Genomic DNA, 13,754 nt, shown 5'->3' with positions numbered 1-13,754 from the left:
TCCCGGCTTGCCTCAAATCGGGATCTGCGGCAGCCTGAAGAGAACTTTCAAGGCTGGCTTTGCATATGATCAACTGGACGTCCCTCGAAACCGTATTCCTGGATATGGACGGCACACTGCTTGATCTGCACTTCGACAATCATTTCTGGCTGGAACACCTGCCCCGTCGCTACGCTGAGCGCAACGGCATGCACCCCGAGAAAGCCAGAGACAAAATCATCAGCATGATCATGGCCCAAAGAGGCACGCTCAACTTCTATTGCACCGATTACTGGAGCGAGCAACTTGCCCTGGACATAACCGTGCTGAAATCGGAACTTGGTGATCGCATCGGCTACCGCCCGCATGTGGCGGATTTTCTTCAGTCTCTCAAGAGCGCCGGCCTGCAATCTGTCATCGTAACCAACTGCCACCCCGATCCTTTGGAGCTGAAACTTCAGCGCACAGGCCTGGACCGCTATGTAGACGGCATTGTTTCCAGCCATCAATTAGGCAAGCCCAAGGAAGACACCGCTTTTTGGCACGACTTGCAACAGCTTGCACCCTATAGAGCTGCCTCCACACTGATGGTGGATGACAGCTTCCCGGTACTCGAAAGCGCCCGGTCCGCCGGAATTGCCCAATGCTTGGGAATTCTGGCCCCGGACAGTAAAAAGGCCGCCAGCAAAGGCCATCCCGAAATACCTTGCGTACACCACTTTGATGAAGTTCTGACGGCCATCCATCAACAAAGACCCCATCATCAGAAAAGCGCTCTGCCATCTGGTGACTGAGGGCGCTATAATCCAGACATACGCCCATCAGGTGAGGAGATATGGCGGCATCCACTTCGGACGATCAACGGGTAAGGCTCGACAAATGGCTCTGGGCCGCACGTTTTTACAAAACACGCGCTCTTGCAAAAGAAGCGGTAGAGGGCGGCAAAGTCCACTACAACAGCCAACGCTGCAAGCCCGGCCGACTGGTTGAACCCGGCGCCACGCTCACCCTGCGCCTTGGCTATCTGGAAAAAGTGGTCATTGTCGACGATGTAAGCGAACGTCGGCGCGGTGCACCCGAAGCCCAAAAGCTCTACCACGAAACCGAAGACAGCGTAAAAAAGCGGGAAGACCTCTCGTGGCAACGCAAAACCATGCAGGCAGCACAGTTGCCGCCGGCCAGGCGTCCTTCCAAGAAAGATCGCCGCGACATTCAACGATTCCGTGACCAGAACAGCATCTGAGCCAGTCAGTTCTGTTGTCACCTACCGATTCAAGCATCCAGCTTTCAGGAGAACCAGCATGGCATCCCGCGACCAGTTCCAGCGTTTTATATTTGAACACAGCCAGGTGCGCGGAGCCTGGGTGCAGCTTGACGAGAGCTTCCGTGAAATCACCGGCCAGGCACCCTACCCGGAATCCGTTCGCGGCCTTCTGGGCGAAGCACTAGTAGCCAGCATTGTTATGAGTAGCAGTCTGAAATTTGAAGGCACCTTGTCGATTCAAGCTCAGGGCGAAGGCCCGCTCCGAACGTTAATGGCTGAGTGCAGTCATGACCGTAAAATTCGCGGTCTGGCACGATTTGATGAGCACGCGGTAACTGAGGACAGTTTCCACAACCTCCTGGGTGACGGTCGCATGGCCATAACCATCACCCCGCAGCAGGGTAACCGCTACCAGGGTGTTGTACCCCGTGAACGCGACAGCCTTGCAGGATGTCTGGAAGAGTACTTTGAACGCTCGGAACAAATACCCACCAGCCTGTTCCTGTTTTCCAGCGACCGCGGGGCCGCGGGCTTGATGCTTCAGCGCATGCCTGGCGCTACCCAAGAGGACGACGAACTCTGGGAGCGCGTCAACCACCTTGCGCGCACGGTTAAAGCTGACGAATTGCTGGAACTGGACAGCGAAGCCCTGCTCCACCGCCTCTTTAACGAAGAAACTGTGCGGCTCTTTGACGCCGAAGCCGTGGCATTTCAGTGCAGCTGTTCCAAAGACAGAACCCTTGTCGCCCTTGAAGCCATTGGCAAAGACGAGTGTTACAGCATACTGGACGAACAGGGAACCATAGATATGGACTGCCAGTTCTGCCATGCGCACTACCGCTTCGACAGGAATGATATTGATCAGCTTTTTGCCGGTCATACGCTACACTAGGCATGGCTACAGAATCTCTCGGAAGCCAGCAATCGCAAGGCTTCCGGCGTAGTCGTTTTTTATCGGCGCCTCTGGCATAATAGCGCGCCTGAATTGATCCGATTGTTCAGAATTCCGTCAATTTTCGGGCAGGCGGCCTGAGCAGTCACTAAGACATCCCGAGGGTGAGGTCGAAGTGAGCAACACTTATAATGATCTGAGTACAGCACGACTGGTAGAACAGGCACTGGCACGCAACGAGGGCCAGCTGGCATCCAACGGTTCGCTGGTCGTAGAAACTGGTCATCGCACCGGTCGATCCCCCATGGATCGCTACATTGTCGAAGAGCCAAGTACCTCTGACGACATTCACTGGGGGCCAATCAACCGCCCATTCGACGCCGATAAATTCGACGCCCTGTGGGAACGCGTAGAAGCCTATATTGCTGAAAAAGACAGCTTTGTCTCCTTGGTGCATGTAGGTTCTGACCCAGAGCACTACCTGCCGGTGAAAATGACCACCGAGACCGCCTGGCAAAACCTGTTCGGCCGCAATCTGTTCATTCGCCCGGAAAACTACAACCAGGCTGACAAGCAGGAATGGCAAATTCTGAACGCCGCCAATTTTGAGTGCGTACCCGAGCGCGATGGCACCAACAGCGATGGTTGCGTCATCATCAACTTTGCTCGCCGCAGAGTGCTTCTGGCCGGCATGCATTACGCCGGTGAGATGAAAAAGGCGATGTTCTCCGTGCAGAACTTCCTGTTACCGGAAAAAGACGTACTACCGATGCACTGCTCTGCCAACGTGGGTGAAGATGGCGAAACCTGCCTGTTCTTCGGCCTCTCCGGCACCGGTAAAACCACGCTCTCTGCCGACCCGCACCGCTTCCTTATCGGTGACGACGAGCACGGCTGGGGCCCTGGCACTGTTTTCAATATTGAAGGCGGCTGCTATGCCAAGTGCATCGATCTGAGCAAGAAGAACGAGCCCATTATATGGGACGCTATCCGCTTCGGCGCTATTGTTGAAAACGTAACAATTGATGCGGAAACTCGCGAGCCAGACTATACCGACGTTTCCCTCACGGAAAATTCCCGGTGTGCCTATCCGCTCGAACACATTGAAAAGCGCGTGCTCGAGAACCGCGCCGGTGAGCCAACACACATTGTGTTCCTGACCTGCGACATGACGGGCGTATTGCCACCTGTGTCTATTCTGAGCCGGGAAGGCGCCGCTTATCACTTCCTGAGTGGTTATACCGCGCTGGTTGGCTCCACAGAAATGGGCTCGTCGTCCGCACTGAAATCTACCTTCTCTACCTGCTTCGGTGCTCCGTTCTTCCCGCGTCCAGCAGGTGTGTACGCTGAGCTCCTGATGAAGCGTATGGATGAGTACGGCAGTAAGGTCTTCCTCGTAAATACCGGCTGGACCGGCGGCGCCTATGGTGAAGGGACGCGCTTCAGCATACCGACCACCCGCGCGATCATCAGTGGCATTCAGAACGGCGAACTGGACAATGTCGAAACTGAACACCTGCCGACCCTCAACCTGAGCGTACCCAAGCAGGTACCGGGCGTAGATTCGGCGCTACTGAACCCACGCAACACCTGGGCCAGTACAGATGCTTACGACAAGAAGGCAGCGGAACTGATTGGTCAGTTCGTCGAAAACTTCAAGAAATTTGATGTTTCCGATTCCATTGTGGAGGCCGGGCCGAAGCTCTAAGCCTGCCCCTCCCAAAAAAAAGCGCCCTACTGAGAAGCAGGGCGCTTTTTTCGTTTCAAGGCTGGAGCATTTTGCATCCTGCGTTGTTCAGGTTTAGATTCAGGCGTAGAACATCAAAGGTACAAAGGCCACCAGCACCAGCGAAATACCCATAGCAATCAACGGCATAATGATGCGCTCATGGCGCTGATAGAAAGTGCCGCCTTCCTGCTGGGCAGCCAGCACTTCGGCTTCTCCCACCACTTGTCGTGTTAACAGGTGGTTAAGCGCCACCGGCGGGCTCAAGTAACCCAACTCAAAAGCCACAAGGGTCACCATCCAGAAGTGAATGGGGTGAATGCCGCTGGAATAGGCAATGGACGCTACGGTGGCAGTCACCAGAATGACCGCACCAAAGGCATCCATAATCATTCCAAGAATGACCAGAATCACAACCATCAACAACATGGCAGACCAGGCACTATCGAACGCCTGAGGGAACGCCTCCATAATCTGAGAACGCTCGATCACACCGCCAATGCTGACCGACAAGCCCAACAGTAACAGCAATGCGCCAATCTCGGCCGTGGTATCGTTGGTGGCTCCGCGCACACTGCGCTCCAGCCCCTGGTGGTTAATCTCACCAGACGCACTGCCCTTTTTGTTTTTAAAGCTTATGTGCTCGTATACCAGAATGGACAGCATAATGACTGGCAACAAACGCGGTGCCGAAAACTCATCCATGCGCACATCCAAAGCATAACGGTACAGTAGAACAACACCCACAATGACCAGAGCATAAGGAATCAGCGAACGAAGCGCTTGAAGCGTGGCTGGCAAAGCTTCGGAAACCGGTGCCAGATTAAACTTGCTCTGCCGGTTTACGGTAAGCGCAACCGCGCTGAACATGGCAGCCGTCAACACAAACACCCAGATACCCCAGCCGAACAGGTCGTCTGTGGTCACTTCCCGATTGAGGTAAGCAATAACAACAACCAACAGGCAGGGGCGCAACACAACTCCCAGAGAGCCCGACATCGCGGTGGCTGCCAGCGCCAGCTGCCTACGGGCACCGGCCGCTCGCAACTCACTGTAGATAACCGCGCCGGCGGCAATAACAAAAATACCTGAAGCACCGGTATAGGCCGTTGGAACCGCCGCAACAAGCACGGCCACCACCGCCAGCATTTCCGGAGGCATACGCCAGGGCCGAAACAGGTTGAATACCAGCGTAGCCAGGCGCGTTTGTTTAAGCATCATGCCGACCCAAACATACAACCCCACATTAAGGAACATGTCCGCTAGCTCGACCATCTTGCCAAGATAAATACCGATGCCTGAGGTGTGACCAATCAGCGCAAAGTAGCTTCCGGAAATCAGACACATCACCGTATACAGCGGCACCGCCAGGAATGCCTTGTTCGGTTGCCCGCCGGGAGCCAGATCTGCCGGCACGCGAACCAGTCGGTAAAGGCTGGCCAAGGTAAGGCATGCAAAACCTACGACCCAAAAGTTATGGAGCAGCAGATCGTCGGATGACACCGCCGTTTCTGTGCCCAAACTGGACTGGCGGAAAATCAGGCTGGACCCCAGCAACATAGCGTTAGCAATCGTCTGGAGCGTCAGCGAAACCGTATAGTCCAAACGGGTTTCCATAGCCCGCATGGCTATGTGGTGGCGCGTAAGCGTGGCTGTGGCAGCACACAGCATAACCAGCAGAACCAGAATGTAGCGTTGCGACTCAAGGCCAAAGGCAATCAAATCAGCAACAAACAGCTCTACTGCACGGTAGACCTTCACGCCGGGGGTAAGCTTATCCTGCAGGCTGTCGTAGCTTTGGTAGGCCGCTTTGCAATCGGCAACGGAGCGCTCAATCGCAAGCCGGACATCCGCAGGGTTTTTCTCCTGTGCGCCCAGCAACATTGCCATGGGGTCGTCGTCGGCTGGCTTTTGAGCAAGCTCTTGCGCCACTGCCGCATCAATGTCCCGATCTGCGTTACAGGTTGGCGCAACCGGGTCCATCCGCAGTTTGTAATAGCCACTCCAGAGCTGCTCACCACCACGCAGCATCTGGTTATGGATATCACTGCTTGTGGAAAAAAGCACCACAGACAATAAAAGCAGACAGGCAGGTAGTGATGAAAACCACTCCAGACCACTCCGACGAAAACTACCCTTGGTCATAACTCTACACTCTGGAACATTAACAAATTACAGCAGGCCATCCAGGCTCATGGTTTCAACTTCTTTCTGCTGGTCATCCCAGAAGGTGCCAAGCTGGCCCAAAGGGGTGCGGTGGCCGGTATTCTCTACCCAAAGGCGGTCGGAGATTGAGACGATGATATTGGTCGCCATGGCATCCACGAAGGCCCACTCTTCATTTGCAGGCTGCTCTTTGAGCGACTCAGCGTGCCGACGCACCACGGACTTCACCATTGCCTCGTCACCCTTGTTGGTGGCAGAAATTGCGTGGAAAACGTGGCTGAGGCGTACACCCGCTTCTTCACCCTTGCGGTCTGCTATGGCAAGCCGCTCGAAGGCATCTTCACCTTCCGGTTGTGCGCCCGGTATCATGGCCCATACCGTTGCTTTCAGCGCCATTGGCGCACCCCACCACTTGTCATTTTCAAGACAGCTGGACGCTCTGGCTACAATTGAGCCAATGTTCTTGGGAACACCAATAGACGATGTTGACTGGATCTCAGCATTAAGTGCCTGCAAACCAGACAACAAACCGGCAAGGTAAATGAACTCATCCAAATCGTCGTCAAAGTCCGGGCACTCACCGGTGCCGGGTTCTCCGTAATAGGTGTTGTGGTGCTGCCACGCCTTGAAGTAGCGCTTGGATGCCAGGGTGTAGGCGCGCTTCTGGCGAATCATGGCGTCTTCCGCGGCATTGCCTTTTCTTTCGTACATGGCGGCCAGTGCAGCCAGTTCATACTCACGGCCTTGATCTTCAGCGCAGCCACCCGCTGAAAGATAAAGCATTACTGCCAGTTGGTCGGGCTCGTCGGTCACTCGGCCGAAGGACATCAGTAGAGGCGCAGTGGCCTCACTCATGGCGCAACCCATGGCAAGATCGCCGCTTTCCATCAAGTAGGGAATCGTGTGCTCCCTGGAAAAGCCCTGCATTACATCGCCAGTGGTTTTGTACATCATGTTGTTGATCACGCCACAGCCTGACAACAGTGTACCGAGGCTCAATGCAACAACAACGCCCTTGCAGCGGGCGAACGAATGCCAAATTGACTGCCCGACAGATAGCGAGCGGGAATAATTCGGGTTGGAGGGGGCTGCTAATGGAATCCCGGTTTGCTTCATGGTTTTTAAACCTTCTTAACGTTTTAAATTATTATTCTGAACGCGCCGTTAGCCGGGCATTATGGCCTACAGCGCCTACTTATTTTGAGACCGGCACCGCAAATGACGCCTGTGTACACAGATTTTATGGCCCCTCGGATTTGCACAAAACGCCGCAAACCGCTATAGATTCAGGCAGCCGCACTCACGTTGAGTTGTGACTCCATTGGATAAAAACAAAAAGGAATACCCGATGCGCAAACCTGAACTTGCTGCAGCTATCGCCGAACGCACTGGCCTCACTCGAGAAAAGGCCGGCGAAGTGATTACCACAATTACAGACCAGATCTCGGCTGCTGCGGCTCGCGGAGAAGACACCACCCTTACGGGATTTGGCACCTTTAATGTCCGCGCCCGTGAGGCACGGGATGGCAGAAACCCTCAAACTGGAGCAACAATCCGCATTCCTGCCAGCAAAACCGTTGGTTTCAAAGCAGGTAAAGCATTCAAGGATGCGCTTCGCTCAAACTGAGAACCATATCGACTGCCAAAGCTGAAACGGCCCGCCCGCATTGCATCAGGCGGGCCTGTTTCAGGTTGCGCGTTAAATCAGGAAGCACACTCGGAACGTGTGGCGTCCACACGACACCGAATAGCCTTCATCAGCTTGATTGCACGCTCGTCGTACACACCATCGTCGACCAGTGACAAACGTACTTTCTGCAGCATTTTGTCGTACTCCGCTGTCACTTCCCTTGGCAATGTCATCCATACACTTTCCGGCATTTCGGCTTCTGCCTGGGAAATGATGTCATAGGCCTCACCCATGCGTTTGACGGCCTCGTCACGCACCATCTGGCCCGCGCTATCAGGGAAGCGATCGCGGTGGAGGATAATCTGGAAGTTCATATAGGCCAGTGCGTACTTAAGCACGCCGCCGTTTGGCTCAACGCCTTTGTACAGTTCCAGTGGCTGATAGGCCACGGCAGGGGCGTAGGCAATATCAACACTGCCATTATTGAACTTGCCGGCAAAGTTGGCGGAGTTGGAACCAACAACAGACGCACCCACATGACGAACCATGCGAACCGATGCCTGATCGAAATCCAGTGTTGCAACGCGTTTGCCCTGAAGTTTCTCTACGGAATCAATGCTGCGGTCACGGGTGTGGAGGTAAATCGCACCCGCCGGGAAAACTCCCGCGACTTCATAGGGCCCATCTATCAGCAATGGACGCGCGTTGGGCTGACTGAGCGTGTTGTACAGCAAACGCATTTCTTCTTGGCCCGGCACGGCACCCATGGCCTCCAGACTGCCGGTAAACTTGTTGAACTCACGAGCGCGGGTTCCGGTAAGGAAGACTGCATCACACTGACCAGCCTTGAAATCTTCTGCAGCAACTTTTTCGTCAGTGTAGGCACTCAGGTTCAGCTTGATGCCATTCTGAAGAGCAATGGGCTGAAAGGTTTTGGTGATGGTGAAAAGTGGGCCGTTAGCGCCAACCGGATCAAATACACAAAAGCTTCGCTCAATAATTTCATCGGCTGCTTTCGGACTGGTTTGGGCATTACCCACTGAGGGGAGCAAAAAGCTGGCACACAGGGCAGCCGCCAAGGCCACCTTTTGCGGGAAGAATACTGACGTCACGGGATGACTCCTGAATCATTATTGTCCGGCAGCAGTGCTTGCTATCTGAACTGACACGCTGCGCATTTTATTGAAGTCGACATTATGCCGAAAGGCATAAGAATACGTTGGCACAGGCGCCCCTTCTCAAGGGTTTTTAAGCAACATTTTGGATTATGTGATGGCGTCGACAAAGATTGGCGCAAACCCGGGCACTCTTTTCATACCCATCCAGAGACTTCAGGCGCTACGCCAGGCCTCTCGCCCTTCTACCAGCGTAAACCGAACAACGCCCGGCAACGGCCGATCGAGCACGGGCGCGTGGTGACCGGCCGAAATCAGGGTCTGCTTGCTCGGAGTCCAATGCGCATCAGGATCAAATACACACAGATCCGCTACATCATCCTGGCCAATCGTAGCATTGAGCCCGGCCACCGAGGCCGGACCGGAGGTAAGCCCACGAATCAGTTCGGTAAGGGTTAACTCACCTCGCTGCACCAGTTCAAGCCCGAGGGAGAGCAGACTTTCTATGCTGGAAAGACCAGGCTCGGTGTCTGGCAGCGGCGCCTGCTTGGCAGCGCTTTCATGGGGCAGATGCTGACTGACGATGGCATCAATGACGCCTTCGCGAACGCCGGCAACCAGCGCTTTTCGGTCCGCCTCTGAACGCAGCGGCGGGCGCAAATGGAAACGGCTATCAAAGCTCGACAGCGCCTCTTCCGTAAACACAAGCTGATGCATGGCTACATCAGCGGTGACGGCAATACCCCGGCGGCGGGCATCGGCAACCATTTCAACGCTGCGGCCGCATGAAAGCTGGCTCAAGTGCAGCCTTACGCCGGTTTCTTCAGCCAATAAAAGCATTTCCATTACGGATGCGGTTTCAGCCACTTCCGGAATACCCAGCAAGCCCAAACGAGCTGACACCAGACCATCATGGGCATAGCCATCTGCGGCCAGGGACTGATTCTCCGGGCGCAACATCACAATCAAACCAAAAGTCTGGGCATAGGCCATGCAGCGGCGCAGCACCCGGGCATTGCGCACACCGCGGGAACCGTTACCCACCGCAATACAGCCAGCGGCGGTCAGGCCCGACATATCACTGAGCATTTCTCCATCAAGCCCACGGGTCAGAGCGCCCACAGGCAACACACGAATCGGCGAGCTGACATAAGCGCCATCCCGAATCAGGTGAGTCACGGCCCGGGAATCGTTAACCGGGGACGTTTCGGGCGATACGCATACGGTGGTGAAGCCGCCCCGGGCAGCGGCACGGGTCTCGGACACCATGTTGCCTTTCTGGCCATTGCCCGGTTCACGCAGGTTGCAGTACAGATCAACAAAGCCCGGTGAAATCACGCAGCCTTTGGCATCAAATAATTGGTCTGCGTCGGCTTTTTCGGCCGCTTCGCCAATGGCCGCAATGCGCCCGTTCCGGATCAACAGGGCAGAATTTGGCGCTTCACTGCCATGGCCATCCAGCAGGCGGCCGCCAGTAATTTTGAGGCTGGCACCGGAGAATTGGTCGTTTCCGCTCATGCCAGGCCTCTCTCATTCATTTCGTTCAGTTTCTGCTGTCGTTCAGCCATCTGTCCACCCATGGCCATGGACATAACAGCCATACGAATGGCGATACCATTGGTAACCTGGTTCAGAATGACCGACTGAGGGCCATCCGCCACCGAGGATTCAATCTCGACGCCACGATTAATCGGGCCTGGGTGCATCACAATGCACTCCGGATGCGCCAGCGCCAGCTTCTCCTGACTCAAGCCGTAGAGCCGGTAAAACTCACGCTCGCTGGGCAGCAGAGCACCTTCCATACGCTCTTTCTGCAGGCGTAGCATGATCACCACATCCAGGTCCTTCATGCCCTTGGCCATGTCGTATTCCACCGTACAACCGAGGCTCTCCACATCTTTTGGCAGCAGGGTTCCGGGGGCAATAACCCGTATCTGTTCGGCACCCAGCTCGTTCAGCGCACGGATTTGGGATCGCGCTACCCGCGAGTGGAGAATGTCGCCCACTATGGCCACTTTAAGACCCTCAAAACGGCCTTTGTGCTGACGAATGGTCAGCATATCGAGCATGGCCTGAGTGGGGTGTGCGTGGCGACCGTCGCCGGCGTTAATAATCGCTACGCCTGGGGTCACGCTTTCAGCAATAAAGTGTGGCGCGCCGCTCTGGGCATGGCGCACAACAAACATATCGCTGGCCATGGCCTCAAGGTTGAGAAGCGTATCTGAAAGCGATTCGCCCTTGGACGTTGCGGAGGTGTTGATATCGAGGTTAAGTACGTCGGCAGACAGCCGTTTTGCAGCAAGCTCAAAGGTACTACGGGTGCGGGTACTGGCTTCAAAAAACAGGTTGACCACGGTTCGGCCTCGCAGCAAAGGCACCTTCTTGATACTTCGCTCTCCCACCTCGATAAAAGAATCTGCCGTATCCAGAATGTCGGTCAGTAGCTCCCTGCCCAGCCCGTCCAGAGTCAGAAAATGCCGCAACTGGCCATCCCGGGTAAGCTGCAAGTGGTTGGGAGAAGCTGCGTTTGCGGTCATGGAGTGCCTGCTATCGGTTTCGAGGGTTTACTGTTCAGTTGTCTGAATTTCTATCCGGAGTGGATCCGGGCCGCGAAGTTTTATGCGCTGCGGCGCATCCAGCGTCAGCGACTGCCCGGCCACATCGGGCTGGATGGGCAGTTCACGGGCACCGAGATCAATCAGCGTGGCGAGTATGATACTGGCTGGGCGGCCATAATCGAACAGTTCATTCATCGCCGCACGTATGGTACGGCCACTCATAATAACGTCGTCGACCAATATGATATCCCGATCTTCGGTATCAAACGGCAGGCTTGAGGGTGTGACCTTGGGATTCAGCCCAATCCGGCTGAAGTCATCCCGGTAGAAAGAAATATCCAACTCCCCGAACGGCTCTTCAATTCCAAGGCGCTTGCCAATGATATCGGCCACCCATACGCCCCCGGTGCGAATGCCAATAAGCACCGGCGACTTGATACTGCGCTCTTCAAGCAGGTTACGCAGCCCTGCTTCCAACTTGTCCAGAAGCTGGTCTACATCAAGCAATGCGCTCATTACATCCTCGCTTTATTATTCTGTTTGCAACCGACACCAGGTTTCCAGTATCAGCACCGCTGCGCGATCGTCTACGCCATGACGACCATAATCCCGGCTACCACCGACAGCCATTACCTGACCTTTCGCTTCGTAACTGGTCAGGCGTTCATCGACCATCTCTATCGGAACATGGAAGCGACCGTGCAGGCGCTTACCAAACTTTCGGGCGCGGCCACACATGTCATTTTCGCTGCCATCCATATTCAGGGGCAAGCCCACCAGCACCAGATCCGGCTGCCACTCCACCAACAGCTTTTCGAGCTGAGCCCAATCGGGGGTTCCGTTGTCGGCGGGGATCATGGTCAGGGGCTGGCCTGTCCCGATCATCTCCTGCCCCATAGCTACGCCAATACGGCGGAGACCAAAATCGAATGCCATCACACTGCGCTGGCCGCGTTCAGGCATGCCCCACCGTTTCACTGAGTTGATTAATATCTATCCCTATCAAGGCAAGAACGGCCTTATAGCGGTCAGCCCACGGTGTCCTGAACAGAATATCGGGAGTGGCAGGGCAGGTTAGCCAGGAGTTGCTGCCCAGCTCTTCCTCAAGCTGCCCCTCACCCCAGCCCGAGTATCCCAGCGCCATCAAAAACTCTTCCGGACCTTCGTTGAGGCCAATGCCGGCCAGTATATCGCGGGAGGTTGTCAGCATAACGTCGTCGGCGACCTTGGCGGTACTCTGCCAATCCGCTCCGGGGGAGTGCAGTACGAATCCTCGTTCTTGCTCCACCGGCCCCCCGCTAAACACAGGCAAATCAAGCTCGCCACCCTGAAGATCGAGCTGCTCCAGAATCTCTCCCAAATGAATATCGAGAGGTTGGTTGACCATCAACCCCAAGGCGCCGTCGCTGGAGTGCTCGCAAAGATAGATAACAGCACCATGAAAGCGAGGATCCGCGAGATAGGGCGATGCCACCAGAAAGTGGTGTCGCAAGCTGTGAGGAGAATGCTTAGATGCCGTCATCCGGATGTCAGCCCCCTTTGCTGAAAAGACCAGGTACGTATGATTTCCAGTTCGTCCACGTCTTTTCGCATTTCGTCAGGAAATGGCGCGAAGGGTGCAGCCATCCTGACAATACGAATTGCCGCATCATCCAGCAGCGTGCTCCCGGACGATTGCAGAATAGCTACTTCCTTGATTGTGCCATCTTTCTGCATGGATACCAGCATTCGCAGGGTGCCATAAACGCCGGCGCGCCGGGCTTCAGTGGGGTAGTTAATATTGCCAACCCGCGTCACTTTGCTCACCCAATTCTGCACATACCAGGCGTTACTGGACTTCAGGGTGGAAGCTGCCGTTACCCGCATCACTCTCGGCTTGCGGGCATAGGCCTGCTGCTGGGCGTCAAAGCGGGCCTCCAGGCTCGCAATTTCCAGACTGCGCTCCATCAGGCTTTTCTTTTCACGCACCGGCAAGGGCTCTTCTACGGGCTCAGCACGCTGCTCAGGCTGATGAACCTTCTGACTGGACCGACCCTCCGTTTGCACAACCGCCCGCTCCTGCCGGCGAACAGGTTCAACCTGCGCCGGGGGCTCTGATTGAACCTGAGTCACTTCCGGCTGGCTGATTTCAGCAGGTTGTGGCGAGGTCATTTCCCGGGGCTCATCTTCAGTACCACTACCCTGCTGGTTGGTCTGAGCCAGAAAGTCTGCCTTATCGGGCGCCTGCTCATCATCGAACTGTGACAGAGTGATTTCCATAGTCTGTGCAGAAGAGCGCGGGGACTCCGGAGCAAAGGTAATTCCCAGCACTACAACCGCATGCACCACCAGCGCCATAAACAGTGTGAAGGAAAACCTGTCAAAATCGCTTACCTGCACTGCCATGACTAAACCCGTTCCTGTGATTGGCTCTGACCCATAACG

14 protein-coding genes are annotated in these 13,754 nt (G+C 55.3%); 5 read left to right on the top strand and 9 right to left on the bottom strand.

All coding sequences use genetic code 11. The annotated features are described in order from the left end of the window. The first annotated feature begins 65 nt into the window (after nt 1–65). From yrfG to Q0824_RS14175, 4 genes are all read left to right on the top strand, one after another. Nucleotides 66–773: a GMP/IMP nucleotidase gene (gene yrfG, locus Q0824_RS14190; RefSeq protein ID WP_298452013.1), complete on the top strand. Its 708-nt coding sequence runs from the start codon at nt 66–68 to the stop codon at nt 771–773. A gap of 41 nt (nt 774–814) precedes the next feature. Next, nucleotides 815–1,222: a ribosome-associated heat shock protein Hsp15 gene (gene hslR, locus Q0824_RS14185; RefSeq protein WP_298452010.1), complete on the top strand. Its 408-nt coding sequence runs from the start codon at nt 815–817 to the stop codon at nt 1,220–1,222. Between the two features lie 58 nt (nt 1,223–1,280). Continuing rightward, entirely contained in the window at nt 1,281–2,135 is an 855-nt protein-coding gene (gene hslO / locus Q0824_RS14180; RefSeq protein ID WP_298452008.1) for an Hsp33 family molecular chaperone HslO, read from the top strand. 175 nt (nt 2,136–2,310) lie between these two features. After that, nucleotides 2,311–3,843, top strand: a complete 1,533-nt coding sequence (locus Q0824_RS14175; protein ID WP_298452005.1) for a phosphoenolpyruvate carboxykinase — start codon at nt 2,311–2,313, stop codon at nt 3,841–3,843. Nucleotides 3,844–3,942: 99 nt separating this feature from the next. Here Q0824_RS14175 and Q0824_RS14170 read toward each other — a convergent pair whose 3' ends face one another. Both Q0824_RS14170 and Q0824_RS14165 read right to left on the bottom strand, forming a co-directional pair. After that, nucleotides 3,943–6,006: a TRAP transporter large permease subunit gene (locus tag Q0824_RS14170; RefSeq protein ID WP_298452002.1), complete on the bottom strand. Its 2,064-nt coding sequence runs from the start codon at nt 6,004–6,006 to the stop codon at nt 3,943–3,945. A 27-nt stretch (nt 6,007–6,033) separates the two neighbouring features. Continuing rightward, on the bottom strand, nt 6,034–6,981 hold the full coding sequence (locus tag Q0824_RS14165; RefSeq protein WP_298452638.1) for a hypothetical protein: 948 nt from the start codon (nt 6,979–6,981) through the stop codon (nt 6,034–6,036). Nucleotides 6,982–7,375: 394 nt separating this feature from the next. Here Q0824_RS14165 and Q0824_RS14160 point away from each other — a divergent pair, with 394 nt between their 5' ends. Next, nucleotides 7,376–7,654, top strand: coding sequence for an HU family DNA-binding protein (locus tag Q0824_RS14160; RefSeq protein ID WP_298451999.1), 279 nt, complete (start codon nt 7,376–7,378; stop codon nt 7,652–7,654). A gap of 77 nt (nt 7,655–7,731) precedes the next feature. On the opposite strand, the gene Q0824_RS14155 is transcribed toward Q0824_RS14160, so the two are convergent. The 7 genes from Q0824_RS14155 to Q0824_RS14125 all read right to left on the bottom strand — a co-directional run bounded on the left by Q0824_RS14155 (nt 7,732) and on the right by Q0824_RS14125 (nt 13,715). Beyond that, nucleotides 7,732–8,769, bottom strand: coding sequence for a putative solute-binding protein (locus Q0824_RS14155; RefSeq protein ID WP_298451996.1), 1,038 nt, complete (start codon nt 8,767–8,769; stop codon nt 7,732–7,734). 219 nt (nt 8,770–8,988) lie between these two features. Next, a complete protein-coding gene (locus tag Q0824_RS14150; RefSeq protein WP_298451994.1) occupies nt 8,989–10,290 on the bottom strand; it encodes a dihydroorotase in 1,302 nt (433 codons plus the stop codon). Further along, complete coding sequence (locus Q0824_RS14145; RefSeq protein ID WP_298451991.1) at nt 10,287–11,309, bottom strand: aspartate carbamoyltransferase catalytic subunit; 1,023 nt, start codon at nt 11,307–11,309, stop codon at nt 10,287–10,289. The genes Q0824_RS14150 and Q0824_RS14145 overlap by 4 nt, the downstream gene beginning before the upstream one ends. A gap of 27 nt (nt 11,310–11,336) precedes the next feature. Continuing rightward, a complete protein-coding gene (gene pyrR, locus Q0824_RS14140) occupies nt 11,337–11,846 on the bottom strand; it encodes a bifunctional pyr operon transcriptional regulator/uracil phosphoribosyltransferase PyrR (RefSeq protein WP_298451988.1) in 510 nt (169 codons plus the stop codon). Between the two features lie 15 nt (nt 11,847–11,861). Further along, a complete protein-coding gene (gene ruvX / locus Q0824_RS14135) occupies nt 11,862–12,293 on the bottom strand; it encodes a Holliday junction resolvase RuvX (protein WP_298451985.1) in 432 nt (143 codons plus the stop codon). Beyond that, complete coding sequence (locus tag Q0824_RS14130) at nt 12,286–12,852, bottom strand: YqgE/AlgH family protein (protein WP_298451983.1); 567 nt, start codon at nt 12,850–12,852, stop codon at nt 12,286–12,288. Before Q0824_RS14130 ends, ruvX begins: the two co-directional genes overlap by 8 nt. Further along, nucleotides 12,849–13,715: an energy transducer TonB gene (locus Q0824_RS14125; RefSeq protein ID WP_298451980.1), complete on the bottom strand. Its 867-nt coding sequence runs from the start codon at nt 13,713–13,715 to the stop codon at nt 12,849–12,851. The genes Q0824_RS14130 and Q0824_RS14125 overlap by 4 nt, the downstream gene beginning before the upstream one ends. Nucleotides 13,716–13,754 lie beyond the last annotated feature (39 nt).

Origin of the sequence: uncultured Marinobacter sp. (assembly GCF_947488835.1) — a bacterium.
In the GTDB taxonomy this organism is placed as follows: domain Bacteria; phylum Pseudomonadota; class Gammaproteobacteria; order Pseudomonadales; family Oleiphilaceae; genus Marinobacter.
This window is presented reverse-complemented; position numbering and strand designations above follow the sequence as displayed.